The organism is Kitasatospora sp. CB01950, from assembly GCF_001905465.1.
In the GTDB taxonomy this organism is placed as follows: Bacteria; Actinomycetota; Actinomycetes; order Streptomycetales; family Streptomycetaceae; genus Kitasatospora.
The window spans coordinates 182,729-208,707 of record NZ_LISX01000007.1 but is presented as its reverse complement, the minus strand read 5'-3'; the positions used below and the strand labels follow the sequence as shown (position 1 = coordinate 208,707).

The following is a 25,979-nucleotide window of genomic DNA, read 5'->3' as shown; positions in this document are numbered from 1 at the left end:
TGACGGGGTGGGCTGTCCGGCGCGCCGGGGACCCGAGGCGTCCACGGCTCGCTCCGATCAGTTGTGATTCCTCCGTCGGTGACGGGAGACACCTCCGACAGGGCGACGATGCAGCCGTGCTTCATCGTGCCGAGGGGGATGATCGGATAGTTCTTCCGCATGACCAACACCAGGAAGTACCTCGCAGCTGCCGGCCTCACTGCCGCGCTTGTCGTCCTCCCCACAGGCTCCGCCACCGCCCATGGACACGGTTCCGCCCTCGCCGCGTCCGCCCTCGCCTCGCCCGCGGGCACGCTGTGCATCAACTCGGGTGACGCGGTCGCCAATGGCATCGTCGCGGGATCGCCGGGCGTGCTGTCCGGCAACCAGATCCAGATCCCCGTCAACGTCCAGGCCAACGTCTGCGGCAACACCATCGACATCGTCGGCCTGCTCAACCCGGGCGGCGGCGGCAACGGCGGCGGCGGCAACAACGGGGGCGGGAACAACGGCGGCGGCGGCAACAACGGGGGTGGCAACAACGGGGGTGGCAACGGCGGCGGCGGGAACAACGGCGGCGGGAACAACGGTGGCGGCGGCAGCGGGAACAATGGTGGCGGCGGCAGCGGCAGCGGCGGGAACAGCTAGCACTCCAGCCGCACTGCTTCGTTCCTGCTGGTCAATGGCTTGGAGTGCGGCGTAGTGGTGTGGAGGCGGCGGGGACGGTCCTGGCGGATCGTCCCCGCCGTCGGGTGACTGCGTCGCGTGCAGTGACAGCTGCGGCGGGCGGGTCGGGCGGGTCGGGCGATGGGCTGGTCGGGCGTCAGTCGGTCCTCGTCCTGCACCGGGTGGACGTGCTCTTGCCCCCGGTCTTGCGGCAGGTCTGGCTGGCCTTCGGCTCCGGCTGCGGGGTCGTGGCGGTCGGTGTCGGGCTCGGGGACGGTGCGGGCGAGTGGCTGGGGGATGCGCTCGGCGAGGTGCTGGGCGAGGCCGTCGGGGTCGGGCTGGGTGGCGGGGCGTACGGCACGTTGCCCCCGATGACGGCCGGCGGCGAGGTGGGCGCGGAGGGGGCGGGGGCGGTGGACCCGCAGGCGGTGGCGAGGAGGCCGCCGGCCAGCAGCATGCCGACGACAGAGGCGTGGCGCAGGCGGAGGGACAACGCGGCTCATCCCGCTGGGCGTTCGGTGGGGCGGAACGTCATCTTCCCGAGTGTGTGCGAGCCGTGGAGTTCGCGGGACGGACCTGTTACTGATCGGCAACCGTTCACGGACGTGCAGCCGGACGACAATTCCGGGCGGAAATGGGCAGCTTCGTGTCGGGTTCGCCCGTCTTCGGACAGAAGCGATCGCGGCAGGTGAGCGCGTGCCGAGCGCGCAGCGCGGCGCCGGCCCGCCGCAGGACGCCGCGGTGGCGGAGGTCCGGCGGCGGACGGTGCGGCCCGGCCGCTACTGGCGGTAGGTGGCGAGGAAGCGGCCGATGCGGTTGATCGCCGTCTCCAGGTCGTCGGCGCGCGGCAGGGTGACGAAGCGGAAGTGGTCAGGGCGGGGCCAGTTGAAGCCGGTGCCCTGGACGATGTGGATCTTCTCGCGGAGCAGCAGGTCGAGGACGAAGCGCTCGTCGTCGACGATCCGGTGCACGGCGGGGTCGAGCTTGGCGAAGGCGTACAGCGCACCGCGCGGCTTGACGCAGGAGACGCCGGGGATCTCGTTCAGGGCCCGCCAGGTGACGTCGCGCTGCTCGGTGAGCCGGCCGTTCGGCAGGACGAGGTCGTTGATGGACTGCCGGCCGCCGAGCGCGGCCTGGACGGCGTACTGGGCGGGCACGTTGGGGCACAGCCGCATGCCGGCCAGCATGGTGAGGCCCTCCAGGTAGTCCTTGGCGCGCTGCTTGGGGCCGGAGACCACCAGCCAGCCGCTGCGGAACCCGGCCACCCGGTATGCCTTGGACAGGCCGTTGAAGGTGAGGGTGAGGACGTCGTCGGCGAGCGCTGCCAGGCAGTGGTGCTGGGCGTCGTCGTAGAGGATCTTGTCGTAGATCTCGTCGGCGAGGACCAGCAGGTTGTGGCGTCGCGCCAGGTCGAGCAGGCCTTCGAGGAGTTCCTTCGGGTAGACCGCGCCGGTCGGGTTGTTCGGGTTGATCACCACGATCGCCTTGGTGCGGTCGGTGATCTTGGCGGCGATGTCGTCCAGGTCCGGGTACCAGTCGGACTCCTCGTCGCACAGGTAGTGCACCGCCTTGCCGCCCGCGAAGGTGACGACCGCCGTCCACAGCGGGTAGTCCGGCATCGGGACGAGCACCTCGTCGCCGTCGTCGACCAGCGCCTGCACGCTCATCTGGATCAGCTCGGAGACACCGTTGCCGAGGTAGACGTCGTCCACGCCGACGTTCGGGACGCCGCGCTGCTGGTAGTACTGCACCACGGCGCGGCGGGCCGGCAGGATGCCGCGGGAGTCGCTGTAGCCGTGCGCGTTGGTGAGGTTGCGGACGATGTCCTGGACGATCTCCTCGGGGGCCTCGAAGCCGAACGGCGCCGGGTTGCCGGTGTTCAGGCGCAGCACGCTGTGGCCGGCCTCTTCGAGGGCGTTGGCGGTGTCGACGACCGGGCCGCGGATCTCGTAGCACACGTCTTTCAGCTTGCTGGACTGGCGAAACTCCATCAGCGGCCTCCCGACCCGTCACCGAACCCCTGCGGCCGGCTTGCTTCGTTCTACCAAGTGAGCACTTGGAAAGTCCAACCTATTGGCTATGCTGACGGCATGCCACGCCGAAGCTACGACCAGTACTGCGCCGTCGCCCGCGCCCTGGACGCGGTCGGGGAGCGCTGGAGCCTCCTGATCGTCCGTGAACTCCTCGGCGGCCCCCGCCGCTACACCGACCTGCACGCCGACCTGCCGGGCGTCTCCACGGACATCCTGGCCACCCGGCTCAAGCAACTGGAGGCCGAGGGCCTGGTCGAGCGCCGCCGCCTGGAGCGCCCCGCCAACGCCACCGTCTACGAACTCACCGACCGCGGCGCCGAACTGCGCCCCGTCATCGAGGCGCTGGCCCACTGGGGCGGCCCCGAGCTCGGCGAACCGCGCCCCACCGACGCCGTCCGCGGGCACTGGTACGCCGCCAAGTGACTTGTACCGCAGCGGATTTGGGTACACTGACATGGTCCGGGCACGACCGGTCGCCCGGTGACGAACGGGGGACCACCGTGTCGCGCCTGATCGAGCTCGCCGTCTCCGCCGCCCGCGCGGTCGCCCGACCGTTCCGTCGCGGCGCGGCCCACGACCCCACCGAGGCCCACCGTGCCGAGGTCGCCCGAGAGGCCGCGGCGGCCCGCCACCACCGGGCCGCCAACCACAGCTGGACGGGCGGCGGAGGGGTCCAATAGCAGCTCTTTGTCGGGGAGTTGTGCTTGGCTGGCGGCCATGGACGACTCCTCGCGCATGTGGATCACCGCCGTACCGCCGTTCGGCCCGGACGAGGTCGGGGTGCTGCTCTCGGTGGACGCCGACTCCGCCGACCCCGGCGAACGGATCGCCTGCCGTCTGCTGGATCGCGGCCACGAGGGCGAGGAGGGCGTGTTCTACCTGCTGCCCTTCGACCTCGCCGCCCGCTGCACCCGGGCCGGCGACCGCCTGGTCGTCGAGCTGGTCGCGCCGCGAACGGGGATCGGGGAGGAACTCGCCGAAGCGGAGGAGCAGTTGGCCGACAGCGCGGGGGAGTGGGTGACGCTGCTGCGCCGTGAGCTGGTCACCGACTTCGAACCCGCCGAGCAGGACGGCGAGAAGCAGGCCGTACTGTTGATCGACCACAGCGGGCCGGTGGCGTCGCTGGACGAGCTTTTCGGCCGGTTCGAGGCCGGGGAAGCCGGGATTGCGGTGATCAACGCCCAGTAGCGGCAGGCGACATGGAGGGGCAGATGGAGGAGACCGATCGGGCGCGGGCGGTCGCCGGGTTGCGGGCGGCGACGGTCGGGGTGGGCATCGGGCTGGCCCTGGTCCTGCTGGTCTGGGGCGGCATGGCGCTGTTCGGCGACGGCGGGCTCCCGTCGGGGATCGCGGGCGTGGCCGTCATCCCGGCGGGCACCCCGATCAGCGCGCTGTGGCAGCGCCGCCCGGTGAACCGGCGGCCCGCGCTGCTGGTCGCCGCGCTGCTGTTCCTGCTGGTCGCCGTGTTCACGGCCACCCTCGGCGACGGCCTCTCCGACGACCCGGAGGAGGAGGCGGGCATCGGCTGGCTGCTGCTCGGCTACTTCCCGGGCGCGTTGCTGTTCGGCGCGGCGTTCGGCGGGCTGGCCGGCCCGCCCGCCGACGAACCCGGCCGCAACTGGCTGCGGTTCACCGGTCGCGGCCGCCGCCTCCACCTCGCCGCGTACGGCACCCTGGCCGCCCTGCTCGGGCTGAACGTCGCCGCGGCGGCCGTGGTCGGCTGACGCCGCTGCGCGGCGACCAACAGTGTGGAGGGGTGGGCGGCGACGGGGTCGTGGCGGGCATCCGATAGGTTCCGCGGCATGCGTGAGAGTGATCGTGCGGGTGCGGCGGCCGGTTTCCGGGCGGCGGCGTTCGGCCTGGCCGTCGGGCTGTGCATGTTCCTGGTGGCCTGCGGCGTCATGGCGCTGCGCGGCGAGGGTTGGCCGTCCTCCTCGGCGCTGATCATCACGGTCGTGCCGGTCAGCGGCAGCCTGGGCCCGCTGTGGCGGCGGTGGCCGCAGAACCGGCGGCCCGCCCTGGTGGTCGCGATGCTGCTGTTCCTGCTGGTCGTCCTGCTGTCGGCCGGGATCGCCGAGGGCCTCGGCGCGGACCCGGAGCCCGAGGACGGCCTCGACTGGACGATGCTGGGCTATCTCCCGGGCGCGCTGCTGGCCGGCACGGTGTTCGGCGCGGTGGCCGGCGAGCCGGGTACCAGGACCAACAACAGCTGGCTGCGGTTCGCCGGTCGCGGCCGCCGCCTGCACCGCGCCGTGTACGGCGGTCTGGGGGCGCTGCTGGTGCTGACCGTCGCGGTGATGGTCCTGGTCGGCTGACCCGTCCCCGGCGGTGGGGGACACGCCCGATTGGGGCGCTATGGCGGGGTCTCTGATCTTTTGCCGGGTATGGTCGGCGGGCGTCCGAACGTCCCGGCAGCCCCCTGGGAGCCTTCTCCATGCCGCAGCCCCAACCGGTCCTCGCCAACCTGACCGGGGCCGCCGTGTTCCTGGTGCTCGCCGTCGAGGACGGCGGCGAACCGGCCGTCCGCGAGCTGCTGCCCGACCTCGGCGGGCTGACCCGCTCGATCGGCAGCCGCGCCCCGCACGACGGGCTCTCCCTGGTGGTCGGCATCGGCTCGGACGCCTGGGACCGCCTGTTCGCCGGCCCCCGCCCCGCCGGACTGCACCCCTTCCAGGAACTCGCCGGCCCCCGGCACCTCGCCCCCGCCACCCCCGGCGACCTGCTGCTGCACATCCGCGCCGAACGCATGGACCTGTGCTTCGAACTCGCCACCCGGATCACCAACCGGCTCGGCGGCGCGGTGAGCGTCCTCGACGAGACCCACGGCTTCCGCTACTTCGACTGCCGCGACCTGATCGGCTTCGTCGACGGCACCGAGAACCCGGTCGGCGCGGAGGCCGCCGAGGCCGTGCTGATCGGCGACGAGGACCCGGCGTTCGCCGGCGGCTCCTACGTCATCGTGCAGAAGTACCTGCACGACATGGACGGTTGGAACGCGCTCAGCACCGAACGGCAGGAACTGATCATCGGGCGCACCAAGCTCGACAACCTCGAACTCGACGACGCCGCCAAGCCCGCCGACTCGCACGTCGCCCTCAACACCGTCACCGGGCCGGACGGCGCGGGCCTCGACATCTGGCGGCTGAACATGCCGTTCGGGTCGTTCACCGAAGGCGGCGAGTGCGGCACCTACTTCATCGGCTACGCCCGCGACCCGTGGGTGACCGAGGAGATGCTCCGCAACATGTTCCTCGGCCGCGGCCCCGCCGCCCACGACCGGCTGCTGGACTTCTCCACCCCCGTCACCGGGACCCTCTTCCACGTCCCCGGCGCCGACTTCCTGGGCGACCCGCCGCCCGCGCCCGGCAGCGCCGCCGCCCGCGCGCAGGCCGAGCCGTCGACGGCACCGCAGTCCCCGACCCCGTCCGCGAACCCGGCGGCCCGGGACGGCAGTCTCCGCATCGGCAGCCTGAAGAGGAGTACCGCACCGTGAACAACCTGCACCGCGAGCTGGCGCCCGTCTCCGCCGCCGCCTGGGCCGAAATCGAGGAAGAGGCCCGGCGGACCTTCACCCTGCACCTGGCCGGGCGCCGGGTGGTCGACCTGCTCGGCCCCGAGGGGCCGGAACTCGCCGCGATCGGCACCGGCCACCTCGCCGACATCGCCGCGCCCGCCGCCGGCGTCCGGGCCCGCGCCCGCGAGTGCCGGGCGCTGGTCGAACTGCGCGTCCCGTTCACCGTCACCCGGGCCGCCGTCGACGACGTCGAACGCGGCTCCAAGGACTCCGACTGGGACCCGGTCAAGGACGCCGCCCGCACCATCGCCCTCGCCGAGGACCGCGCCCTGTTCGACGGCTACTCCGCCGCAGGCATCACCGGCATCCGCGACGGCTCCAGCAACCACCCCGTCGAACTGCCCGCCGACGTCCGCGAGTACCCCAACGCCGTCAGCCGCGCCCTCACCGCGCTGCGGCTGGCCGGCGTCGGCGGCCCCTACTCGCTGCTGCTCGGCGCCGACACCTACACCGCCGTCAACGAGACCTCCGACCACGGCTACCCCGTCCACAACCACCTCGCCCGCCTGCTCGACGGCGAGATCGTCTGGGCGCCCGCCGTCGAGGGCGCCATCCTGCTCTCGGCCCGCGGCGGCGACTTCGAACTCCACCTCGGCGAGGACCTCTCGATCGGCTACCTCTCGCACGACGACGCCACCGTCCACCTCTACCTCCAGGAGTCGCTCACCTTCCAGCTCCACACCCCGGAAGCCTCGGTCTCCCTGACCTCCCACTGAGTGGGGCTCCTGTCGCCAACTGTGGCTGATGGCACGGGAGTTGACGGACGCGGTGGCGGAAACAGGCCAAAGGTGCGGGGAGGCTTCCGGGGCCCGGGAGGGCAGGCCACCATGTGAGGCAGCCCGGACAGCCTTGGTGAGGGGAGCACACCGTGTCCGATTCTTCCGAGCCCGTATGCCCGTTCCTCGACCCCACCGCGGCGGCGATGCACGCGGAGGCGGCCGAGTTGCGGGCGCAGGGCCCGGCGGTGCTGGTGGAGCTGCCGGGGAGCATCAAGGCCTGGTCGGTGACCAGGCACAGCGTGATCCAGGCGCTCACCCTGGACCCGCGGGTGTCGCGGGACTTCCGGCGGCACTGGCCGGGCATCGGCGAGGTGCCGGACGGGTGGGTGCTGGGGTCGGTGGCGTTCCAGGACAGCCTGGTCAACCGGTACGGGGAGGAGCACCGGCAGGCCAGGGGCCGGATCGCCCCGACCTTCCTGCCGCGCCGGGTGAAGCTGATGCGCCCGCAGGTGCAGGCGACGGCCGACCGGCTGGTCGCGGCGCTCGGCGCGCTCGAACCCGGTGAGCAGGCGGACCTGCGCGGGGCGCTGGCCAGGCCGCTGACGATGACGGTGATCTGCGACCTGTTCGGCGTGCCCGAGGAGATGCGCGAGGCGCTCGGCGCGTTGATCGACCAGGTGCTGGACTCCTCGCTGGAGGAGGAGGTCGCCTTCGCCGCGCAGACCGAACTCTACGTCCGCCTCGGCGAGTTGGCGGTGTACAAGCGGGCCAACCCGGCCGCCGACCTGACCAGCGACCTGCTGCTCTCCGACCGGCCGGGCGAACAGCCGCTGGCGGAGCACGAGTTGGTGGGCACCCTGTTCACGATGATCGCCGCCGGCTTTGAGACCGCCGTCAACCTGATCGCCAGCGCCGCGCTGGAAATGCTCACCCACCCCGAGCAGTTGGCCCGGCTGCGGGCCGGCGCGATCGACTGGACGGACGTGATCGAGGAGACGCTCCGGCTGGAGGGCCCCGTCATGTACGTCCCGCTGCGGTACGCGCTGGAGGACATCGACCTCGGCGAGGGCGTGCTGATCGCCAAGGGCGACCCGATCATGGTCGGGTTCGCCGCCGCCGGCCGCGACCCGCAGGAACACCCGGACCGCCCGGACGAGTTCGACCCGGCCCGCGCGGACAAGGGCCACCTGGCGTTCGGCCACGGCCCGCACTTCTGCGTCGGCGCGCCACTGGCCCGGCTGGAGGCGGAGATCGCGCTGAGCACCCTGTTCGAGCAGCTGCCCGAGCTGGCCCTCGCCGAACCCGGGCAGTGGCCCGCCCGCCTCCCGTCGCTGATCGTCAACGGCCCCGAGTCCGTCGACGTGGTGCCCCGGCCGCGCACCGGCACCGCCTGAACCCGCCGGTCACGCCTGGGTAGGGTGGGTCCGCAGAAACGGACCCAGGAGGCGGTGTGCGGCAGTACCGGGCGATGGTGGCGGTGGGCGACTCGTTCACCGAGGGAATGTGCGACGACGTCCTGCCCGACGGGCAGTTCCGCGGCTGGGCGGACCGGGTCGCGGCCGCGCTCGCCGCCGAACAGGACGGCTTCCGGTACGCGAACCTCGCCGTGCGCGGCAAGCTGATCGGGCAGATCCGGGACGAGCAGGTGGGCCTCGCCGCCGCCATGGACGCCGACCTGGTGACGCTGGCCGGCGGGCTCAACGACGTGCTACGGCCCGGCTGCGACGTGGCCGAGGTGGAGCGGCGGCTCGGCGAGTGCGCGGCCGAACTCGCCGCGGAGGGCCGCACCGTGGTGCTGTTCACCTCCACCGACCCGACCCGGCGGATGGCCGGCAGCACCCGGCTGCTGCCCGCGATCCTGCGGATGAAGGCCTTCGTGGAGCGCACGGTGCGGGAGCACCCCGGCCGGATCGTGCTGGTCGACCTGTTCTCCGCGCCCGCGTTCGACGACCGCCGGATGTGGGCCGAGGACCGCCTGCACCTCTCCCCGGAGGGGCACCGGCGGGTTGCACTGGCCGTCCTGGAAGCACTCGGCCGCCCCTCCGAGGAGGACTGGCGGGCGCCGCTCGCCGAACCCGACACCCGCACCCGCGGCCGGAAACTGCGCGAGGACGCCCGCTGGCTCGGCACCCACGTCGGCCCGTGGATCGGCCGCCGCCTGCGCGGCCGCTCCTCCGGCGACGGCCGCCCCGCCAAGCGCCCCGAACTGCTGCCCTACCGCGCCTGAGACCTCAGGCGAGGACGACGGTGAGACCGATCGTCCCGGCCGTTCCGCGGCGCAGCCGGCTGCCGAGCAGCAGGACCCGGCCGAGCAGCCCGTACTTGCGGGCCAGCAGCTTCCGGTAGCGCTCGGCGGTGGCGGCGTCGGCGACCGTCGCGGTGGCCGGCACCGCCTCGCCGGTCGGGTTGCCGCGCACGTCGCACGGCCCGACCAGGACGTCCGCGCGCCGCCGGATCCGCTTGACCTTCCACGAGTCGGCGGCGGTCCACACCCCGAGGGTGTCGCCGTCGCGGACCATCCAGACCGGCGTCGGCACGGCGCTGCCGTCCTTGCGGTAACTGGTGATCAGCAGGTAGCTGCCGGCGGCGAGCCGGTCCAGCGCGGTGTCGGCCATGGCCGCGAGTGTACGGCGTCAAGGCCTGTCCGGCCGATCTTGCCGGGCGCGCGACGCCGCGCCCGACGCCGCGCCCGACGCCGCGCGCCGATCCGACAAGATCGACCGGACAGGCCTTAGGCGGAGCGCACCGGATCGGCGTCCGGCCGGGGCCCGGCGGGCTCCGACGCGGGCCGGCGGCCCCGGGCGGCGGACGGGACGGTCGCCCGCCACAGCCGGCCCGCCGACCACAGGCCCGCCGCCAGCAGCAGCCCGTTGCGGGCCACGATCACCACCGTCGGCCGCCAGCCGCCGACCATCGCCGCCTGGAAGAACAGCGGATAGTCGACGGTGGTCAGCCCCACCACCGGGATCAGCAGCAGCGCCACCGGCCGCTGGCAGGTGCCCCGCACCGACAGGCACACCGCGGCCAGCCCGATCAGCCAGATCAGGTACTGCGGCGAGATCACCCGGCTGGTCAGCGTGAACAGCAGCACCGCGGACAGCGCCGCGTCGTACGGGGTGGCGGCCGTCCAGCGGCGGGCCCGCAGCCGCCACAGCAGCAGCCAGCCGAACGCGGCGGCCGTCAGCAGCAGCGACAGCTGGGACGCCTCCCGGACGTACGGGCCGATGAACTCCATCGAGCCGTAGTGGTGCTGGACCAGGCCCGGCCAGCCGAACAGCCGCGCCACCTGGAACGCCGTGCCGCCCAGCGACTCGATCTCCACGCCGCGGGCGCGCTGCGCGTGCAGGAAGTCGAAGGCGTGGTCGAACAGCGCGGCCAGCACCAGCAGCAGGCCCAGCGCCGCCGCCGCCGTCGCCGTCCAGGCCTGCCGGGTGGTGCGGCCGCGCGGCGTGCCGAGCACCGTCAGCGCCGGCCACACCTTCACCATCGCGCCGATCCCCGCCAGCGCCCCCGCCAGCCGCGGCCGGGCCGGCAGCAGCAACAGCGACACCACCGCCAGCCCCGTCACCGCCACGTCGTAACGCCCGTACGGCAGTCCGAGCAGCAGCGGCAGCGTCAGCGCCCACAGCCACGCCCCCGACGTCGAACGGCCCGGCCGGCCCAGCGGGACCCGGAGCAGCGCGCACTGCGCCACCGCGTCGGCCAGCAGCATCAGCAGCCAGAACGCCTGGAGGTACGTCAGGAACGGCAGCAGGCGCGGCGCGAGCATCCACAGCGCCGCGCCCGGCGGGTACTGCCAGGTGACGTCGTTCACCGGGAAGGTGCCGCTGCTCAGCACCTCGGACCAGCCGCGGTACAGCCGGTCCACCTCCTCCGTGGACTCGGTCTTGCCGGAGCGGACCAGAGCCACCATCACCATCCGGCTGCCGAGCCAGTACGCGGCCAGCGCGACGACCTCGCGGGGCCAGGTCGCGGGGCGGGTCCAGCGGATCGGCCGGGCGGGGACCTGCGCCACCGTGTCCTCCAGGGCGGTCGTGGTGCGCTCGTGCTGCAGGGGTGGGCCGGGCTCCCGGACATCGGCCGAGACCCGTGTGAACTCCCTCATATCAGACAAATCGGGTGCCGATTGACCGGCTCCGGCGCGTGTCCGCACACGTCCCCGGAACGCGCCACGCCCCCGCCCACCACCCGGCCCGCCCGATGAACGTCCGCCGGACCTGCCAGAATGCACGGGCGAGAAAGCGAAACCACCAGAAAGGGTGACCGGCATCGTGACCATGCCCGTCGAACGCAAGATCGCCGAGGAACTGGGCGTCCGCGAGAACCAGGTACAGGCCGCCGTCGGCCTGCTCGACGGCGGGGCGACCGTCCCCTTCATCGCCCGGTACCGCAAGGAAGCCACCGGCGCCCTCGACGACACCCAGCTGCGCACCCTCGAGGAGCGGCTGCGCTACCTGCGCGAACTCGAGGAGCGCCGCACCGCCGTCCTGGAGTCCATCGACTCCCAGGGCAAGCTCGACGACACGCTGCGCGCGCAGATCCTCGCCGCCGACTCCAAGGCCCGGCTGGAGGACATCTACCTCCCGTACAAGCCCAAGCGGCGCACCAAGGCGCAGATCGCCCGCGAGGCCGGCCTCGCACCGCTCGCCGAGACGCTGCTCGCCGACCCGTCGCAGGACCCGGCCGCGCTCGCCGCCGGCTACGCGAACGAGCAGGTCGCCGACGCCGCCGCCGCGCTGGAGGGCGCCCGCGCCATCCTGGTCGAACGCTTCGGCGAGGACGCCGACCTGGTCGGCTCGCTGCGCGAACGCATGTGGACCCGCGGCCGGCTGGTCGCCAAGGTCCGCGACGGCAAGGAGCAGGACGGCGCCAAGTTCGCCGACTACTTCGACTTCGCCGAGCCCTACACCAAACTGCCCTCGCACCGGATCCTGGCGATGCTGCGCGGCGAGAAGGAAGAGGCCCTCGACCTCGAACTCTCCCCGTTCGACGGCGCCGAGGAGGCCGACCTGCCCGGCGCGAGCGACTACGAGCAGCGGATCTCCGCCCGCTTCGGCGTCGCCGACCGCGGCCGCCCCGCCGACAAGTGGCTCACCGACACCGTCCGCTGGGCCTGGCGCACCCGCATCCTGGTCCGCCTCGGCATCGACCTGCGCAGCCGGCTGCGCGCCGAGGCCGAGGACGAGGCGGTGCGGGTCTTCGCCGCCAACCTCCGCGACCTGCTGCTCGCCGCCCCCGCCGGCACCCGCGCCACCATGGGCCTCGACCCGGGCTTCCGCACCGGCGTCAAGGTCGCCGTCGTCGACGCCACCGGCAAGGTCGTCGCGTACGAGACCATCTACCCGCACCAGCCCGCCAACAAGTGGGACGCGGCGCTGGCCGTGCTGGCCCGGCTCGCCGCCGAGCACCGGGTGGACCTGGTCGCGATCGGCAACGGCACCGCCTCCCGGGAGACCGACCGGCTCGCCGCCGACCTGATCACGCGTCACCCCGAGCTCGGGCTCACCAAGGTGATGGTCAGCGAGGCCGGCGCGTCCGTGTACTCCGCCTCCGCGTTCGCCGCCCAGGAACTGCCCGGCCTCGACGTCTCCATCCGCGGCGCGGTCTCCATCGCCCGCCGCCTCCAGGACCCGCTGGCCGAACTCGTCAAGATCGACCCCAAGTCGATCGGCGTCGGCCAGTACCAGCACGACCTGAGCGAACTCAAGCTCTCCCGCTCGCTGGACGCCGTCGTCGAGGACTGCGTCAACGCGGTCGGCGTGGACGTCAACACCGCCTCCGCGCCGCTGCTCACCCGGGTCTCCGGCGTCACCGGCACGCTCGCCGACAACATCGTCGCCCACCGCGACGCGAACGGGCCGTTCCGGACCAGGCGCGCGCTCAAGGACGTCTCCCGGCTCGGCCCCAAGGCGTTCGAACAGTGCGCGGGCTTCCTGCGGATCCCCGACGGCGACGACCCGCTGGACGCCTCCGCCGTGCACCCCGAGGCCTACCCCGTGGTCCGCCGCATCCTCGCCACCACCGGCGGCGACCTGCGCGCGCTGATCGGCAACGGCTCGGTGCTGCGCTCGCTGCGGCCCGGCGACTTCGCCGACGCCACCTTCGGCGTGCCGACCGTCACCGACATCCTCGGCGAACTCGACAAGCCCGGCCGCGACCCGCGGCCCGCCTTCCAGACCGCCACCTTCAAGGACGGCGTGGAGAAGATCTCCGACCTGGAGGTCGGCATGGTGCTGGAGGGCGTGGTCACCAACGTCGCCGCGTTCGGCGCGTTCGTCGACGTCGGCGTCCACCAGGACGGCCTGGTGCACGTCTCCGCGCTGTCCAAGAACTTCGTCAAGGACCCGCGCGAGGTGGTGAAGCCCGGCGACATCGTCCGCGCGAAGGTCACCACCGTCGACGTCCAGCGCAAGCGGATCGGCCTCACTCTGCGCCTCGACGACGAGACCCGCCCCGCCGCCGGCCCCCGCGAGAGCGGCGCCCGCCGCGACTCCCGCCCCCCGCGCCAGGACCGCCGCCAGCCCGACCGCACCCCGGCCCCGCCCGCCAACTCCGCGATGGCCGACGCCCTCCGCCGCGCCGGCCTGGGCAAGTAGCACCCGGACGTCGGCCGGTCCGGTGCGGATCGGCCGACGTCACCCGCCGGTGCGGGATTCCGTGGCGAGGGCGATGAGTTCCGGCCACCAGGGGTCGCGGTGGTGGGCGAGGAGGCGTTGGGCCTCTTCGGGGGTGGTGAGGCGGACTTCGAGGACCTGTTCGCCGTCGGCGGGGTTGGTGGGGGCGGAGTCGACGAGGACGTCGGCCCAGCCCCAGAGCCAGGCCTTGACGGGGTGGGGCTGCCAGGGGCGGTAGGGGGTGGGGCCCTCGGAGACGGCGAGGTGGTGGCCGATCCAGGTCGGGGGGCCGATCAGGCGGGCGCCGGCCTCCTCGCGGAGTTCGCGGGAGAGGCAGGCCCCGATGCTCTCGGCGGCCTCGCGGGTGCCGCCGGGGAGGAACCAGTGGCCGCGCACGTCGCGGCAGAGGACCACGCGGCCCTCGGTGAAACCCACCAGGTGGATGTTGGTGACCAGTTCGTCCGGTGGCAGTTCGGTGGTGAACTGCGCGTCCATGCCGCCCCACTCCCAGCGCTGCGGCGCGTGGAGGGCCGGGAACCTGGCCGCGAGCGCGGCTCTGTCATCTGCTCTGCGCGTCGTGTCCGTCATCGATCGATCGTAGTCCTGACCGGACGGAACCGGACCCGAGTGGTCAACGAATCGGACGGAACGTCACCCTCCGGTGGGCAGACGTCAATTCACCGCACCGGGAGGTCACCCGGCGGTGGCCTCCCGGTCGTCCGGACGGGGTCAGGCCGCGGCGAGATCCGCCCGCCGCGACCACTCCAGCGGCCCGCGCCACAGCAGCAGTACGCCGACCGCGAGGAGGAACAGCACCTCGAATGCCGCCGGCACCGACCCGGCGGGCAGGAACGGCCACGCCCAGACCCGCGGCACACCGCCCCGGATGCCCAACGAGGCGCAGACGAACGGGAAGACGGAGACCACCAGGCCCGCCGTGAGCATCCCCGCGCACCAGCGGACGATCAGCGCCACGCCCAGGTAGCCGGCGAAGTCCCGGGCCACCATCACGCCGGTGCCCGAGTGGAACCCGACCGCGCCGGCCACCGCCGTCGCACCGAGCACCGCGGCCACGTCCAGCAGCGCCACCCGGCGCACCGCCGTGCGCTCGGTCACCGCGTCGGAGCGCCCGTAGCCGTACAGGAACAGGCAGACCGGGACGAGCGGCAGCAGGAACGCCATCGGCAGCGGGAAGGAGATGCCGCCCACCACGATCGGGACGGGCACCACGATCGACCGGGTCAGCGAGCCGAGCAGCACCGTCAGCACGGTGCCGGCCAGCACCGCGGGCAGCGCCCGCACGCGCAACCACCAGAGCACGGCTACCCCCGTCCCGGCGCGGCGGCGGCCAGGTAGTGGCCGGGGTCGAGGTCGGGCGTCCGGTCGCAGGCGGTCAGGGTCTCCACGTTGCGCCGGAACCAGGCGAGCTGGGAGTCGGCCGGGGCCTGGACCAGGCGGCTGACCAGCTGCACGTCGTCCGGCCGGTACCGGCCGTTCAGCTCCTGCGGCCGGAGGCCCGCGCTGACCGACAGCCAGGCGTAGACCGGGCCGACGGCCCGGGAGCCCGGCCAGGCGCCGCGCTCGGCGCACTCCGGGAGGCCGTGCGGGACGGCGGAGCGGGCGACCGCGTCCAGCACCTCGCCCCGGGACGGGCGCGGGGGCAGCAGGGTCAGCCGGTCGGCGCCCTGCACGCCCGCCGCGGCGAGCTGCGCGTGGGCCTGGTCCACCCAGGCCCGGATGTCGTCCGCGGACGCGCGCTGCTCGGGCCACAGGCAGACCTGCGGCCGACCGGAGTCGCACCGCAGCAGGCTCTCGTCCCGGGCCACCGACGCCTTGAACCCGAGCGGCACGGCGAGCACCGACCCGACGGCCAGCGCGCCCGCCACCGCCGCCACCGCGGCCGTCCGCAGCAGCCAGGCGCTCCCGGCGAGCCAGAGCGCGGCGGCCGCGATCGCCCCGACGGCGACCACGGCGGAGGCGGCCAGCGCCCGGTACGACACCTGCTGGTCGAGCGCGCAGCACTCGGACAGGTTGTGGCCGTTCAACTGCCGTACCCACAGCGTGTTCAGCGAGGCCGGGTAGGCCATCCACACGAAGCTGGTCACGGTGACCAGCGGCACGGCGAGCAGCGTCGGCAGCGCCTGGCCGGCGGCGTAGCCGAGCGCGGTGTGGGCCGCCACCACGAGGAGTTCGATGCCCAGGATCGACAGCGTCGGCCCGCCCGGCGACCCGGCGGCGTCCGGCGCCAGCACGGCGAGCGGCAGCAGCACGGCGAGCAGGCCCATCGCCAGGACCGGCGCCGTCCGCCGGACGGCCAGCGCCGCGGCCGACCTGACCGGCGCCCCGTCCAGCACCCGGGAGGCCCTCACCCGGGCCCCCTCCCAGGCGGCGCACGCGGCGCAGGCCGGGGCGGTGAAGCCCAGCAGGAACGAGCTCTGGGCCGTGACGGAGGCCCAATAGCCCTCCACCACCCAGGCGTTGACGTTGCCGACGTACGCGAGAACCCAGACGAACAGCGCCGGGGCGACCCGCAGTGCGATCGAGGTGCGGAGCAGGGTGCGCCAGCGCATCACGCCTCCTCGGCGACGAGTTCGGAGTACGCGGCCTCGGCCCGGCGCTCCTCGGAGACACCGGCCGGCACCCGGCCCAGGAACTCGCCGATCGAGCCCTGGTACCTGACCTGCCCCTGGTCGAGGACGACCACGCTGCGGTAGCTCGCGGCCAGGTCCTCGGTCTGATGGGTCGACACGACGAAGCTCACGGAGTCCTGGAGGTCGGTGAGCAGCCGGCGGAACGCGGAACGCTGCGCCGGGTCGAGACCGGCGGTGGGCTCGTCGAGCAGCACCACCTCGGCGTCGTGGACCAGCGCCTGCGCGATGCCGAGACGGCGGAGCTGACCGCCGGAGAGTTCGGTGCTGCGCCGGTCGGCGAGCTGGGTCATCCGGACCTTCGCGAGCGCCCCGAGCGAGGCCTCCCACGCGGCGTCGCGACCCATGCCCTTGAGCCAGCCGCCGTACGCGACCTGCTCGCGCACCTTGAGTCCGGCGACCGGCCGGACCTGTTGCGGAAGCCATCCGACCTTGCGCCGGTAGGCCCGGACGGCCGACCGCCCGGAGGCGGTGACGCTGCCGAGCCGGACGTCCCCCGACTTCGGTTTCAGTGCGGTGGCGGCGATCGCCATCAGCGTCGATTTTCCGGCGCCGTTGGGGCCGAGCAGCACGGTGGCACCTGGGTCGAAGGAAATGCTTAACTGCTCGATGACCGGCAGCCCGCGGCGATAGCTGAACGAGCAGTTCGAAATCTTGATCGGCATGGCATTCCGTTTTCGGGGCGAATTGTTTATCGCCCGGTCGGTGCCGGGGAATTCCGGAGCCGACCGGGCAATTGAGCGTCAGTATGCCGTGTAGACGCTGCCCACGTCGATCGGGCCGTCGTGGTAGTCGATGAAGTAGAAGCTGCCCTTGTCGGACATCTCGCCCCAGCTGCTGGTGTTGCAGTTGTTGTTGCGAGTGCCGTAGCTGGCGTCCGGCCAGAGCGAGATGTCGCGGTCCAGCTCAAGCTGGATGGTGCCGGATCCCGAGTAGATGGTGCAGCTGGAGAAGCCGACCGTGGTGGAGTCGTGGTCGGCGTGGTTGTCGGTCCAGCGGCGCGACTCGTTGCCGGAGTTCCAGCTCTTGATGTACGAGCTCCAGTTGCCCTCGGCCTGGGCGGGTATGGCGCCCAGGGCGGTGACGGCGAGAAGCGCGGCACCGATGACGCCGGCCCGTCGGCGCATGAAGTTCTTCATGCCATTCCTTTCGGCTGGAAACGAGCGCCTCGGCGATGCCGGGGCGCGGGCCGGATCCGTTGATCATGGCCCGCGGATAAGCATGATTTTCACACGTGCCCATGTCAAGGGAAATTTTCCGGACACGGATCGGCCGCATCTGGCCGGTTTACCTCGGCTTTTGTCGAGCGAAGCCCGGAATATGATGAGCGCGGCCTATGTCTTGATCATCCGTGATGATGGAAACGTGCGGGAAGCGTGCGGGAAGGGCGATTTGTGCCCGCGCCGCCCCGCATGCCGGGCGCTCACTCCAGCACGGTGAGCTGCTCCCGGGCCGCCGCGCGGACCTCGGGGTCGGCGTGGGCGCGCAGGTCGGCCAGGACGGCGGGCCAGTCGCCGGACCAGCTGCTCCGGGTGCCGAGGCGGGCGGCGAGGGCGGCGGCCAGCAGGCCCGCGGCGGTGTCGCCGGAGGCGGCCAGGGCACGTACGTGGCCGGCCGCCGCGGCGTCGGCGTCCACGGGGAGGGGGTGGGGGCCAGCCACCGTCTTGGCCAGCTTGCGGGCCAGCCGGGCGGCCAGCAGGGGGCGGTCGGCGAGGGCGTCGGCGAGCCGGGCCAGGTCGGCGGCGAACTCGGCGCGGGCCGGCGTGGCGGCCCGCGCCAGCAGTTCCGCCCGGAGGTCCAACAGGTCGTGGTGGCCGGCCAGTTGCTCGGCCTGGGCGAGCAGTACGGGTCGGCGGGAGTGGTCGGTGAGGACGGCGAGGCGCTGCCGGGCGGGCAGGTCGCGGCCCGGCGGCGGCCCGGCCTCGGCGGCCAACAGGCCCGTCAGCGCACGGTGGTTGAGGCTGCCGGGGGCCGTGCCGCCGGTCGGGTGGGCGAGGTCGGAGTCGGCCAGGGCGCGCAGCGCCGTCGCGGCCGCCCGCCAGGTGCCGCGGTTGCCGAGGTCGGTGACCAGCTCCGGCAGCGGGTCGGCGACGGCCGGCAGGTACCGGGCCCACTGCGGCAGCGCGGTGAGCGCGACCCGGGCCGCCATCAGGTCCTGCTCCGAGCCGGTCCCGGTGGCGACGGACGACACCAGCTCGGCGTAGCGCGGACGGTGACGGGCCGCGAGCTGCCGCGGCGCGGTGGCCAGCACGGCCTCGCGGACCTGTGGCTGCGGGTCGGCGGCGGCCTCGGCGAGCAGCTGCCGGGCGGCGGTGGTGTCCAGCAGGCGGTGGCAGCGGGAGGCCGCGGCGGCCCGGACGTCCGGGTGCTGCCCGGGGGCGTGGAAGGCCGCGGCGACCAACTCGGCGGCCTGCGCGGCGGGCAGGAAGCGGGCAGCCAGCCGGACCGCCTCCTTGCGGGCGGTGACCTTCGTCCCCGTCGTCAGGCCGGCGAGCCCGGTCAGCAGCTCGGCCAGTCGGGCCGGGTCGGTGTGCCGGGCGGCCCGGCCGGCGGCGTACAGCGCGACCCGGGCGCGGTCGTCGCCGGCGTGTTCCAGCAGCAGCGGCAGCGCGGCCGCCGGGTCGTCCGTCCAGGGGAGTGCGGCGAGCGCCTCCTCGGCGATCAGCGGGTTCGGGTCGTCGATGTGACGTCGTATCAATTTGCTGCCGTACTCGGGGAGTTGCGCGGCCTGTCGGATCGCCCGGGCCCGCTCGTCGTGCGGGCGTCCGGGTTCGGCGGCCGACGCGAGCAGCCGGCCGGCGCGGGCCGCCTGGCGGGGCAGCCAGCGGCCCGCGTGCCGGGTCGGCAGCGGGGGGCGCGGCTCGCCGTTGCGCGGGAAGCGGCCGGTGGGTGGGACGTCGGCCAGCAGCGTGGTGTCGAGCAGGTCGGTGCGGACGGTGCTCAGGTGGTGGTGGACGGGCCCGAAGAACGCCGCCGACGGGTCGAGTTCGAGCGCCGTCAGCACCCTCTCGGCCCGGCCCCGGCGCGGTCGCAGCCAGAGTTCCAGGACATCGGAGAACGACCGGGTGCGTTCGACCGTCAGCGCGCTGCGCAGACGTGCGTCGAGCTCGGGGAGCAGCTCGGCGCGCGGGCCGAGCGCCCGGACCAGGGCGATCAGCAGCCAGTGGTGCTCCTCGCGGTCCAGCGCGGGGCGCAGCGCGTCGAGCACCTGCTGCTCCTGGCCGCGGCGCAGCTGCCGGTGCAGGGTGCGGGCCCAGGGAGAGGTGTCGGCTTCGTTGAGCCGTTCTACGGTGGCGAGGGCCCAGTCGAGCAGGGCGGGCCGGTCGCCGGAGGGGTGGGCGGCGAGGACGCCGAGGGCCGTGGTGCACACGAAGTGGCGGCTGCTGCGGGAGCAGTCGCGGGCGGTGAGCGCATCGCCGGTGAGTGCGGCGAGGGCGTCGGCGTGGGCGTCCTCGAAGCGGTGGGAGGGGAAGCGGGAGAGTGCGTGCAGGGCGCTCTGCCGGACGGGGTCCGGTTCGTTGCGGACCGCGCGCAGGGCGTCCAGCAGTCGGCCGGGCGCGGTCGGGCGGGGGTCGTGGGCGGCGACGGCGGCCAGGTCGTGCCAGGCCTTGGAGCGGTCGTCGGAGCCGGGCCGGCGGGTGCCGGGCAGCAGGACGGCCCAGGCCTCGTCGGGCGGCAGCAGCGGCGTCAGGTACGTCAGGTGGTGCTCGGTCAGGCCGCGGGCGAGTTCGGCCGCGCGCAGCCGGCGGACCTCGGCCCAGCGGCGTTCGCGGGGCAGCAGGTACAGCATCGGCACGGTCAACCGGTCGGCGGTGAGCGGCAGTTCGCCGGCCGCGGCGTCCAGGAACGCGGCCCGGCGGGACGGCGGCAGGGCGCGCAGCAGGGCGGTGATGCGGCGCGGGTGGGGCAGCCAGCGGCGGCCGAGCGCGGCCAGTGACGGCGGGTCGGCGCGGGCGATCCGCGCCAGCGTGGTGCGGCTGGGCAGTGCCTCCCAGCGCTCCGGTTCGAGGACGGGGTCGTCGGCCAGCAGGGCGGTGGCGCGTTCGGCGTCCACCTGCACCAGGGCGCCGAACGCGGCGATCAGGGCCGGTCCGAGGCGGGGCGGGCGGTGGCGTTCCAGCAGGTCGAGGACGCGGGCCGGGCGCAGCGTCACGACGGCGGCCAGTCGGCGGGCCGACTCCCCGTCGCCACCGGCGAGTTCGCCCTCCAGGTGGTCGAGCACCAGGTCGGGGTGGAGCTTCGTCAGCCGCGACCAGGAGCCCACCGCGTGGGCCAGGCCGGGCAGTTCGGCGGCCACCGTCTCCGGCGGGCAGCACGGCAGCAGTAGCGCGGCCTCCTCGTCGCCCCAGTGCGTGCGGACCGCCGTCAGCAGCCGGGCGGCGAGGGCCGGCCGGTGGCCGAGCGCGAGTTCGCGGCGCAGCGCGTGCCGGACCACGGACGAGCCGTGGAGGTAGGCGGCGAGCACCGCCTCGTCCGACATCGGCAGGGTGTGCAAGGCGCGGATCGCCCGGCCGCGGACCTCCGCGTCCCGGTCGGTGAGCAGCCGGGCGAGCAGGTCGGCCCGGCCGGTGAGGACGGCGGCGAACGCGGACAGTCGGCGTCGGTACCAGTCGCCGGCGGCGAGTTCGGCGATCAGCCGGTCGGCGTCGGCGGGCCGTGCGCCGCGTACGGTGCGGGCGAACAGGGCGGTGCGCTCCGGGTACGGGAGCGGGTCCATGGCGGCGAGCAGCGGCGCGGCGTCGAGCGGGTCCATGCGGATCATTCTCACCGGCCGGGCGGCGGGGCTCGACGGGTTTTCGTCCGGCCCGGCGGCGGCCCTGCGGCGGCCCTGCGGCGGGGCTCGGCGGGGCTCGACCGGGTGGTCGCACGGCCGCGCGCCGGTGGGCGGAACTGCCCACCGGCGCGGCGGTGTTCGGATCAGGCGCGGACCAGGTTCTTGCCGGCGGCGCGGGCGGCGTCGAGGGCCTGGGTGTGGTACTCGGCGGCCAGGTCGCGCAGGCTCTCCATCGCCGGGTTGCTGGCGGCGAGGGTCAGCTCGCGGCGGACGACGGTCAGGTCGGCGCCCCAGACGTCGCGCAGGATGCGCTCCACGTACGGGGTGGAGTGGTCCCAGCCCTCGCGCGGGGTGCCGGGGGCGAAGCCGCCGCCGAGCGAGGTGACCAGCAGGACCGGCTTGTCCTTGAGCAGCTGGTCGGTCGGGCCGGCGCCGGCGATGACCACGTCGACCCAGGTCTTGAAGTGCTGCGAGACGCCCCAGTTGTACAGCGGCACGGCGATGATCGCGGCGTCGGCGGCGCGCAGCTCCTCGGCGAGCTCGGCACCGAGCGCGGCGCCGGCGCGCTGCTCGTCGCTCCGCCGGTCCTCGGGGGTGAACGCGGCCAGGGTGGCGTGCGTCCAGACGTCGCCGGGCAGCGGGTCGGCGCCCACGTGGCGGCGGGTGACGGTGCCCTGCGGGTGGGCGGCCTCCCACTCGGCGTGGGCGGTGTCGGCCAGTTCGGAGCTGGTCGAGTTGGGGCCAAGGATGCTGGCGTCCAGACGGAACAGGTGCATGGCGGGTCTCCTCGGATTCCGGCCCGCCGGGGAAGCGGCGGCCGCAGGGGCACGGCAGGGCGGCGGGTGCGGCCCGGTGGGCACCGCACTCGACCGAAGCGGACTTTACCCCGCTTCGACGAACCGGACTTTACCCCGTTTCGGTCGGAAGGTAAATTGGCAGCCATGGACGTCCCCTTCGGCAAACCCCCCGTCGAGCGCGCGGACGCGGCCCGCAACCGTGAGGCCCTGCTCTGCACGGCCCGCGCGATGATCGCCGAAGCCGGCGTCGACCGGGTCACCATGGACGGACTCGCCGAACGCGCCGGACTCGGCAAGGGCACCGTCTTCCGCCGTTTCGGCACCAGGGCCGGCATCTTCCGCGCCCTGCTGGACGCCGAGGAGCACTGCTTCCAGGCCCAGGTGATGTCCGGGCCGCCGCCGCTCGGCCCCGGCGCCGACCCGATCGACCGGCTGATCGCCTACGGCCGCGAGCGGACGTTCTTCCTGCTGGAGCGGCAGGACATCGCGCGCGCCGCCGTCGAACGCAAGGGGCCCGTCGCCAGCGCCGCGCCGGTCTTCACCCAGCCGCACATCCGGATGCTGCTCAAGCAGGCCGGGCTCGGGCTGGCCGATCCGGACACCCTCGCGTTCCAGCTCACCAGCGCGCTCGAAGGGCCCCCGCTGGTGGTCATGGCGATGGAACGGCCCGCGTCCGGGCGGTGCGAGGGAGACCTCGGCACGCTGCTCGCCGACGGCTGGCAGACCCTGATCGAGCGGCTCGCCCGCCGCTGAGCGGGCCCTTTCGGGTCTCCAGGGTTTTCGGGCCCTTCACGGGCTCCAGGCCCTCCAGGCCCTCCAGGGTCTTCCGGGCTTCGGGCAGCAAAAACGGGGACGGCCGCCGTCCGTCCCCGTCGTTCCTGGCGAGCGGTCGTCAGGAACCGGTCACCCAGATCATCTTGCGGCCGGTCTCGGCCGGGGCGGTCGGCTTCTCGTCGTCGATCCGGTCCAGCGTGTAGCCGAGCTTGCGCGGCACGGCGGCGCTCGCGGCGTTCGACTCGTCGCAGTGGATCTCCGCCCGGGTGATGCCCGGCAGTGCCAGCGCGGCCTCGGTGAGCGCGCGGGCGGCGGCGGTGGCCAGGCCGCGGCCGGTGTGCTCGCGGTGCACCCAGTAGCCGATCTCCAGCGCGCCCGGGCCGATCCGGCCGTGCAGGCCGAACCCGCCGATCACGACGGCCGGATCGGCGTCCAGCCCGAGCAGGTACATGAAGTCCGTGCCCTCGTCCCAGACCTGCTCGCCGCGCACCGAGAGCTGCTGGCTCTCCGGCAGCGTCGGCGCGTTGGCGGCCCACGGCATGTACGGGCGCAGGTGGTCGAGGTTGGCGATCACCGCGTCGTTCAGCGCGGCGGCGTCGGCCGGCCGACGGCGGCGCAGATGCGCGCCGCCGCCGACCGGCAGCAGCTCGGGCGGTCGGCCCGGGGTCAGCGGACGCTCCACGTTGTCGGGTGTGCCGGCGTCGGGTGTGCCGGCGTCGCGTGTGGCGGAGTCGGGCGTACCGGTGTCAGGTGCGTCGGAGGAGTGGCTCATGATCGGGAGTATGGGCCATGCCCGACCGCTCCCACCAGCGGATATTCCGTACCCTCACGGCTCGTTCACCGACCGGGCCGGGGCGGGGTCGCACGCGCCGGAGCGCCTCCCGTCCCGCACGCCGCCCGGCGGCGGTCAGAGCCGCACCAGCACCTCGTCCAGCGGCTTGCGCTCCAGATCCGGTACCCGGGCGTCGTCCGCCGGGTAGCCCACCGGGATCACGTACGCGGCGCGTTCCTCCTGCGGGCGCTCGCAGATCTCGTTCAGGAAGCGCATCGGGCTCGGCGTGTGCGTCAGCGTGGCCAGGCCCGCCTGGTGCAGCGAGGCCAGCAGCAGGCCGACGGCGATCCCGACGCTCTCCTTCGTGTAGTACGGACGCGGCGAGTTGGGGCCCTTGTGCACCTCGAACACCACGATCACCGCCGGCGCGTCCTCCAGGAACGGCTTGCGCCAGTCGGTGCCGATCGGGGCCAGCGCCGCCAACCACTCCTCGGACGCCCGGTGCCCGTAGAACTCCCGCTCCTCCGCCTCGGCGGCCTCCCGCAGCCGCCGCTTGCGCCCCGGATCGGTCACCACCACGAACCGCCACGGCTGCACGTGCGCCCCGCTCGGCGCGGTCGCCGCCGTCCGGACCGCCGTCTCCAGCACGCCCTCGGGCAGCGGCCGGGTCGAGTAGTCGCGGACGGTGCGGCGCTGAGCCATCACCTCGTGGAAGGCCCGGCAGCGGTCCGCCGCCTCATCGGCGGGCACGCTCATCGGACGCAGCGGCACCGTCGGCAAGGACGGCGCTTCGGTGGTGGATGCACTGTCAACCATGGCCGACAGCACAGCACATGACGGGCGCGCAGCGGAAGACTCGGCCCTTGCCAGTACTTGCCGGTGCTTGCGCCCGTGCGTGCGAGTGCCTGCCGCGGTGCCTGTCCGCACGCGCCGACCGCGTGGTCAGGCCTCGGTGACCCGGCCGTCCGCGACCACCAGCCGGCGGTTCACCTTCACCGTGTCCAGCATCCGCCGGTCGTGGGTGACCAGCAGCAGGGTGCCGGTGTAGGAGGCGAGCGCCGACTCCAACTGCTCGATCGCGGGCAGGTCCAGGTGGTTGGTCGGCTCGTCCAGCACCAGCAGGTTCACCCCGCGGGCCTGCAGCAGCGCCAGCGCCGCCCTGGTCCGCTCGCCCGGCGACAGCGTCGCGGCCGGGCGCAGCACGTGCACCGCCTTCAGGCCGAACTTGGCCAGCAGGGTGCGCACGTCCTCCGGGTTGAGGTCCGGCACCGCCGCGGAGAACGCCTCCAGCAGCGGACGCTCCGCGTCGCCGCCGAACAGGTGGCCGCGGGCCTGCTCGACCTCGCCGATCTGCACGCCCGAACCGAGCGCCGCGCTGCCCGAGTCCAGCTCCAGCCGGCCCAGCAGCGCCGCCAGCAGCGTCGACTTGCCCGCGCCGTTCGCGCCGGTGATCGCGACCCGGTCCGCCCAGTCGATCTGCAGGTCCACCGGGCCGAACGCGAACTCCCCGCGCTTGACGACGGCCTGACGGAGCGTCGCCACCACCGAACCGGAGCGCGGCGCGGCGGCGATCTCCATCCGCAGGTCCCACTCCTTGCGGGGCTCCTCCACCACGTCCAGCCGCTCGATCATCCGCTGCGTCTGGCGGGCCTTCGCGGCCTGCTTCTCGGTCGACTCGGAGCGCTGCGCACGGGCCTTCTTGTCGTTGTCGCCGCCCTTGCGGCGGGCGTTGCGCACGCCGTGCTCCAGCCAGTTGCGCTGCATCTGGGCGCGCGCCTCCAGGCCGGACTTGGTGTCCGCGAACTCCTCGTACTGCTCGCGGGCGTGCCGGCGGGAGATCGCCCGCTCCTCCAGGTACGACTCGTAGCCGCCGCCGTACACGTTCACCTGGTTCTGGTGCAGGTCCAGTTCGAGGACGCGGGTGACGGTGCGGGCCAGGAACTCGCGGTCGTGGCTGATCAGCACGGTGCCCGCGCGCAGGCCCTTGACGAACGCCTCCAGGCGCTCCAGGCCGTCCAGGTCCAGGTCGTTGGTGGGCTCGTCCAGCAGGAACACGTCGTAGCGGGACAGCAGCAGCGAGGCCAGGCCCGCGCGGGCCGCCTGGCCGCCGGAAAGCGCCGTCATCGGCAGGTCCAGCGAGACCTTCAGGCCCAGCTGGCCGGCGACCTCCTCGGCCCGCTCCTCCAGGTCGGCGCCGCCCAGGTCCAGCCAGCGGTCCAGGCTCGCCGCGTACTCGTCGTCCGCGCCCGACCGGCCCTCCACCAGGCCCTCGGTCGCCTCGTCCAGCGCCGCCTGCGCCGCCGCGACGCCCGTCCGGCGGGCCAGGAAGTCGCGCACCGACTCGCCCTCGCGGCGCTCCGGCTCCTGCGGCAGGTGGCCGACGTTCGCGGTCGGCGGGCTCAGCTTCAGGCTGCCGCCCTCCGGCGCGTCCAGCCCGGCCAGCAGCCGCAGCAGGGTGGACTTGCCCGCGCCGTTCACCCCGACCAGTCCGATCACGTCCCCGGGGGCGACGACCAGGTCCAGCCCGGCAAACAGCGTGCGCTCACCGTGGCCGGCGGCGAGGTCCTTGACGACGAGAGTGGCAGTCATGATGAGTCGATTTTAGACGGCGGCCGAAGTGCTCCCGGCC

25 protein-coding genes and 1 pseudogene are annotated in these 25,979 nt (G+C 73.9%); 12 read left to right on the top strand and 14 right to left on the bottom strand.

Translation table 11 applies throughout. The annotated features are described in order from the left end of the window. Positions 1–159 precede the first annotated feature (159 nt). Positions 160–627, top strand: a complete 468-nt coding sequence (locus tag AMK19_RS38120) for a chaplin (RefSeq protein WP_073813412.1) — start codon at positions 160–162, stop codon at positions 625–627. A 175-nt stretch (positions 628–802) separates the two neighbouring features. Here AMK19_RS38120 and AMK19_RS36570 read toward each other — a convergent pair whose 3' ends face one another. After that, complete coding sequence (locus AMK19_RS36570; protein ID WP_198953374.1) at positions 803–1,138, bottom strand: hypothetical protein; 336 nt, start codon at positions 1,136–1,138, stop codon at positions 803–805. 286 nt (positions 1,139–1,424) lie between these two features. Further along, entirely contained in the window at positions 1,425–2,636 is a 1,212-nt protein-coding gene (locus AMK19_RS19605; RefSeq protein WP_073813406.1) for a pyridoxal phosphate-dependent aminotransferase, read from the bottom strand. Between the two features lie 99 nt (positions 2,637–2,735). On the opposite strand from AMK19_RS19605, the pseudogene AMK19_RS19600 reads away from it, so the two are divergent. The 9 genes and pseudogenes from AMK19_RS19600 to AMK19_RS19560 all read left to right on the top strand — a co-directional run. Next, positions 2,736–3,092, top strand: a pseudogene (locus AMK19_RS19600) (winged helix-turn-helix transcriptional regulator); the annotation flags it as partial. A gap of 86 nt (positions 3,093–3,178) precedes the next feature. Further along, positions 3,179–3,358 (top strand): hypothetical protein, encoded by a 180-nt coding sequence (locus AMK19_RS19595; RefSeq protein WP_073813401.1) that lies wholly within the window; start codon positions 3,179–3,181, stop codon positions 3,356–3,358. A 37-nt stretch (positions 3,359–3,395) separates the two neighbouring features. Then, positions 3,396–3,866 carry a hypothetical protein gene (locus AMK19_RS19590; RefSeq protein ID WP_073813399.1) on the top strand — a complete coding sequence of 157 codons (471 nt, stop codon included), beginning with the start codon at positions 3,396–3,398 and terminating at the stop codon, positions 3,864–3,866. Positions 3,867–3,889: 23 nt separating this feature from the next. Beyond that, positions 3,890–4,402: a hypothetical protein gene (locus AMK19_RS19585; protein WP_073813397.1), complete on the top strand. Its 513-nt coding sequence runs from the start codon at positions 3,890–3,892 to the stop codon at positions 4,400–4,402. A 78-nt stretch (positions 4,403–4,480) separates the two neighbouring features. After that, the gene (locus AMK19_RS19580; protein WP_073813395.1) at positions 4,481–4,993 is read left to right on the top strand and encodes a hypothetical protein; all 513 of its coding nucleotides are present in this window, start codon (positions 4,481–4,483) and stop codon (positions 4,991–4,993) included. Positions 4,994–5,112: 119 nt separating this feature from the next. Next, positions 5,113–6,171, top strand: a complete 1,059-nt coding sequence (locus AMK19_RS19575) for a Dyp-type peroxidase (protein ID WP_073813393.1) — start codon at positions 5,113–5,115, stop codon at positions 6,169–6,171. After that, positions 6,168–6,968, top strand: a complete 801-nt coding sequence (locus AMK19_RS19570; protein WP_073813391.1) for a family 1 encapsulin nanocompartment shell protein — start codon at positions 6,168–6,170, stop codon at positions 6,966–6,968. The genes AMK19_RS19575 and AMK19_RS19570 overlap by 4 nt, the downstream gene beginning before the upstream one ends. 152 nt (positions 6,969–7,120) lie before the next feature. After that, a complete protein-coding gene (locus AMK19_RS19565; protein ID WP_241844487.1) occupies positions 7,121–8,365 on the top strand; it encodes a cytochrome P450 family protein in 1,245 nt (414 codons plus the stop codon). 56 nt (positions 8,366–8,421) lie between these two features. Next, positions 8,422–9,198 carry an SGNH/GDSL hydrolase family protein gene (locus AMK19_RS19560; protein WP_241844486.1) on the top strand — a complete coding sequence of 259 codons (777 nt, stop codon included), beginning with the start codon at positions 8,422–8,424 and terminating at the stop codon, positions 9,196–9,198. A gap of 4 nt (positions 9,199–9,202) precedes the next feature. On the opposite strand, the gene AMK19_RS19555 is transcribed toward AMK19_RS19560, so the two are convergent. Further along, positions 9,203–9,586 (bottom strand): PPOX class F420-dependent oxidoreductase, encoded by a 384-nt coding sequence (locus AMK19_RS19555; protein ID WP_073813389.1) that lies wholly within the window; start codon positions 9,584–9,586, stop codon positions 9,203–9,205. Positions 9,587–9,702: 116 nt separating this feature from the next. Continuing rightward, entirely contained in the window at positions 9,703–11,076 is a 1,374-nt protein-coding gene (locus AMK19_RS19550; protein ID WP_143200295.1) for a glycosyltransferase 87 family protein, read from the bottom strand. A gap of 172 nt (positions 11,077–11,248) precedes the next feature. Between AMK19_RS19550 and AMK19_RS19545 the strand changes: the two genes are divergently transcribed. Then, the gene (locus AMK19_RS19545) at positions 11,249–13,567 is read left to right on the top strand and encodes a Tex family protein (RefSeq protein WP_073813816.1); all 2,319 of its coding nucleotides are present in this window, start codon (positions 11,249–11,251) and stop codon (positions 13,565–13,567) included. A gap of 39 nt (positions 13,568–13,606) precedes the next feature. Here AMK19_RS19545 and AMK19_RS19540 read toward each other — a convergent pair whose 3' ends face one another. The 7 genes from AMK19_RS19540 to AMK19_RS19510 all read right to left on the bottom strand — a co-directional run bounded on the left by AMK19_RS19540 (position 13,607) and on the right by AMK19_RS19510 (position 21,783). Further along, entirely contained in the window at positions 13,607–14,173 is a 567-nt protein-coding gene (locus AMK19_RS19540) for an NUDIX hydrolase (protein WP_073813387.1), read from the bottom strand. A 141-nt stretch (positions 14,174–14,314) separates the two neighbouring features. Next, positions 14,315–14,905: a hypothetical protein gene (locus AMK19_RS19535; protein ID WP_073813385.1), complete on the bottom strand. Its 591-nt coding sequence runs from the start codon at positions 14,903–14,905 to the stop codon at positions 14,315–14,317. Positions 14,906–14,907: 2 nt separating this feature from the next. Beyond that, on the bottom strand, positions 14,908–16,155 hold the full coding sequence (locus AMK19_RS19530; RefSeq protein ID WP_073813383.1) for a DUF7224 domain-containing protein: 1,248 nt from the start codon (positions 16,153–16,155) through the stop codon (positions 14,908–14,910). Further along, on the bottom strand, positions 16,155–16,898 hold the full coding sequence (locus AMK19_RS19525) for an ATP-binding cassette domain-containing protein (RefSeq protein ID WP_073813381.1): 744 nt from the start codon (positions 16,896–16,898) through the stop codon (positions 16,155–16,157). Before AMK19_RS19525 ends, AMK19_RS19530 begins: the two co-directional genes overlap by 1 nt. A 78-nt stretch (positions 16,899–16,976) precedes the next feature. Next, complete coding sequence (locus tag AMK19_RS19520; protein ID WP_073813379.1) at positions 16,977–17,372, bottom strand: hypothetical protein; 396 nt, start codon at positions 17,370–17,372, stop codon at positions 16,977–16,979. Positions 17,373–17,656: 284 nt separating this feature from the next. After that, entirely contained in the window at positions 17,657–20,986 is a 3,330-nt protein-coding gene (locus AMK19_RS38115) for a hypothetical protein (protein ID WP_073813814.1), read from the bottom strand. Positions 20,987–21,150: 164 nt separating this feature from the next. Beyond that, positions 21,151–21,783, bottom strand: a complete 633-nt coding sequence (locus AMK19_RS19510; protein ID WP_073813377.1) for an FMN-dependent NADH-azoreductase — start codon at positions 21,781–21,783, stop codon at positions 21,151–21,153. Between the two features lie 165 nt (positions 21,784–21,948). Here AMK19_RS19510 and AMK19_RS19505 point away from each other — a divergent pair, with 165 nt between their 5' ends. Further along, positions 21,949–22,557 (top strand): TetR/AcrR family transcriptional regulator, encoded by a 609-nt coding sequence (locus tag AMK19_RS19505; protein WP_073813375.1) that lies wholly within the window; start codon positions 21,949–21,951, stop codon positions 22,555–22,557. Positions 22,558–22,696: 139 nt separating this feature from the next. Here the strand turns inward: AMK19_RS19505 and AMK19_RS19500 are convergent, their stop codons facing one another. The 3 genes from AMK19_RS19500 to AMK19_RS19490 form a co-directional block, all read right to left on the bottom strand. Then, complete coding sequence (locus AMK19_RS19500; protein ID WP_083647068.1) at positions 22,697–23,350, bottom strand: GNAT family N-acetyltransferase; 654 nt, start codon at positions 23,348–23,350, stop codon at positions 22,697–22,699. A 135-nt stretch (positions 23,351–23,485) separates the two neighbouring features. After that, complete coding sequence (locus AMK19_RS19495) at positions 23,486–24,166, bottom strand: nitroreductase family protein (protein WP_073813810.1); 681 nt, start codon at positions 24,164–24,166, stop codon at positions 23,486–23,488. 126 nt (positions 24,167–24,292) lie between these two features. Then, on the bottom strand, positions 24,293–25,939 hold the full coding sequence (locus AMK19_RS19490; RefSeq protein WP_073813373.1) for an ABC-F family ATP-binding cassette domain-containing protein: 1,647 nt from the start codon (positions 25,937–25,939) through the stop codon (positions 24,293–24,295). Positions 25,940–25,979: the final 40 nt, after the last annotated feature.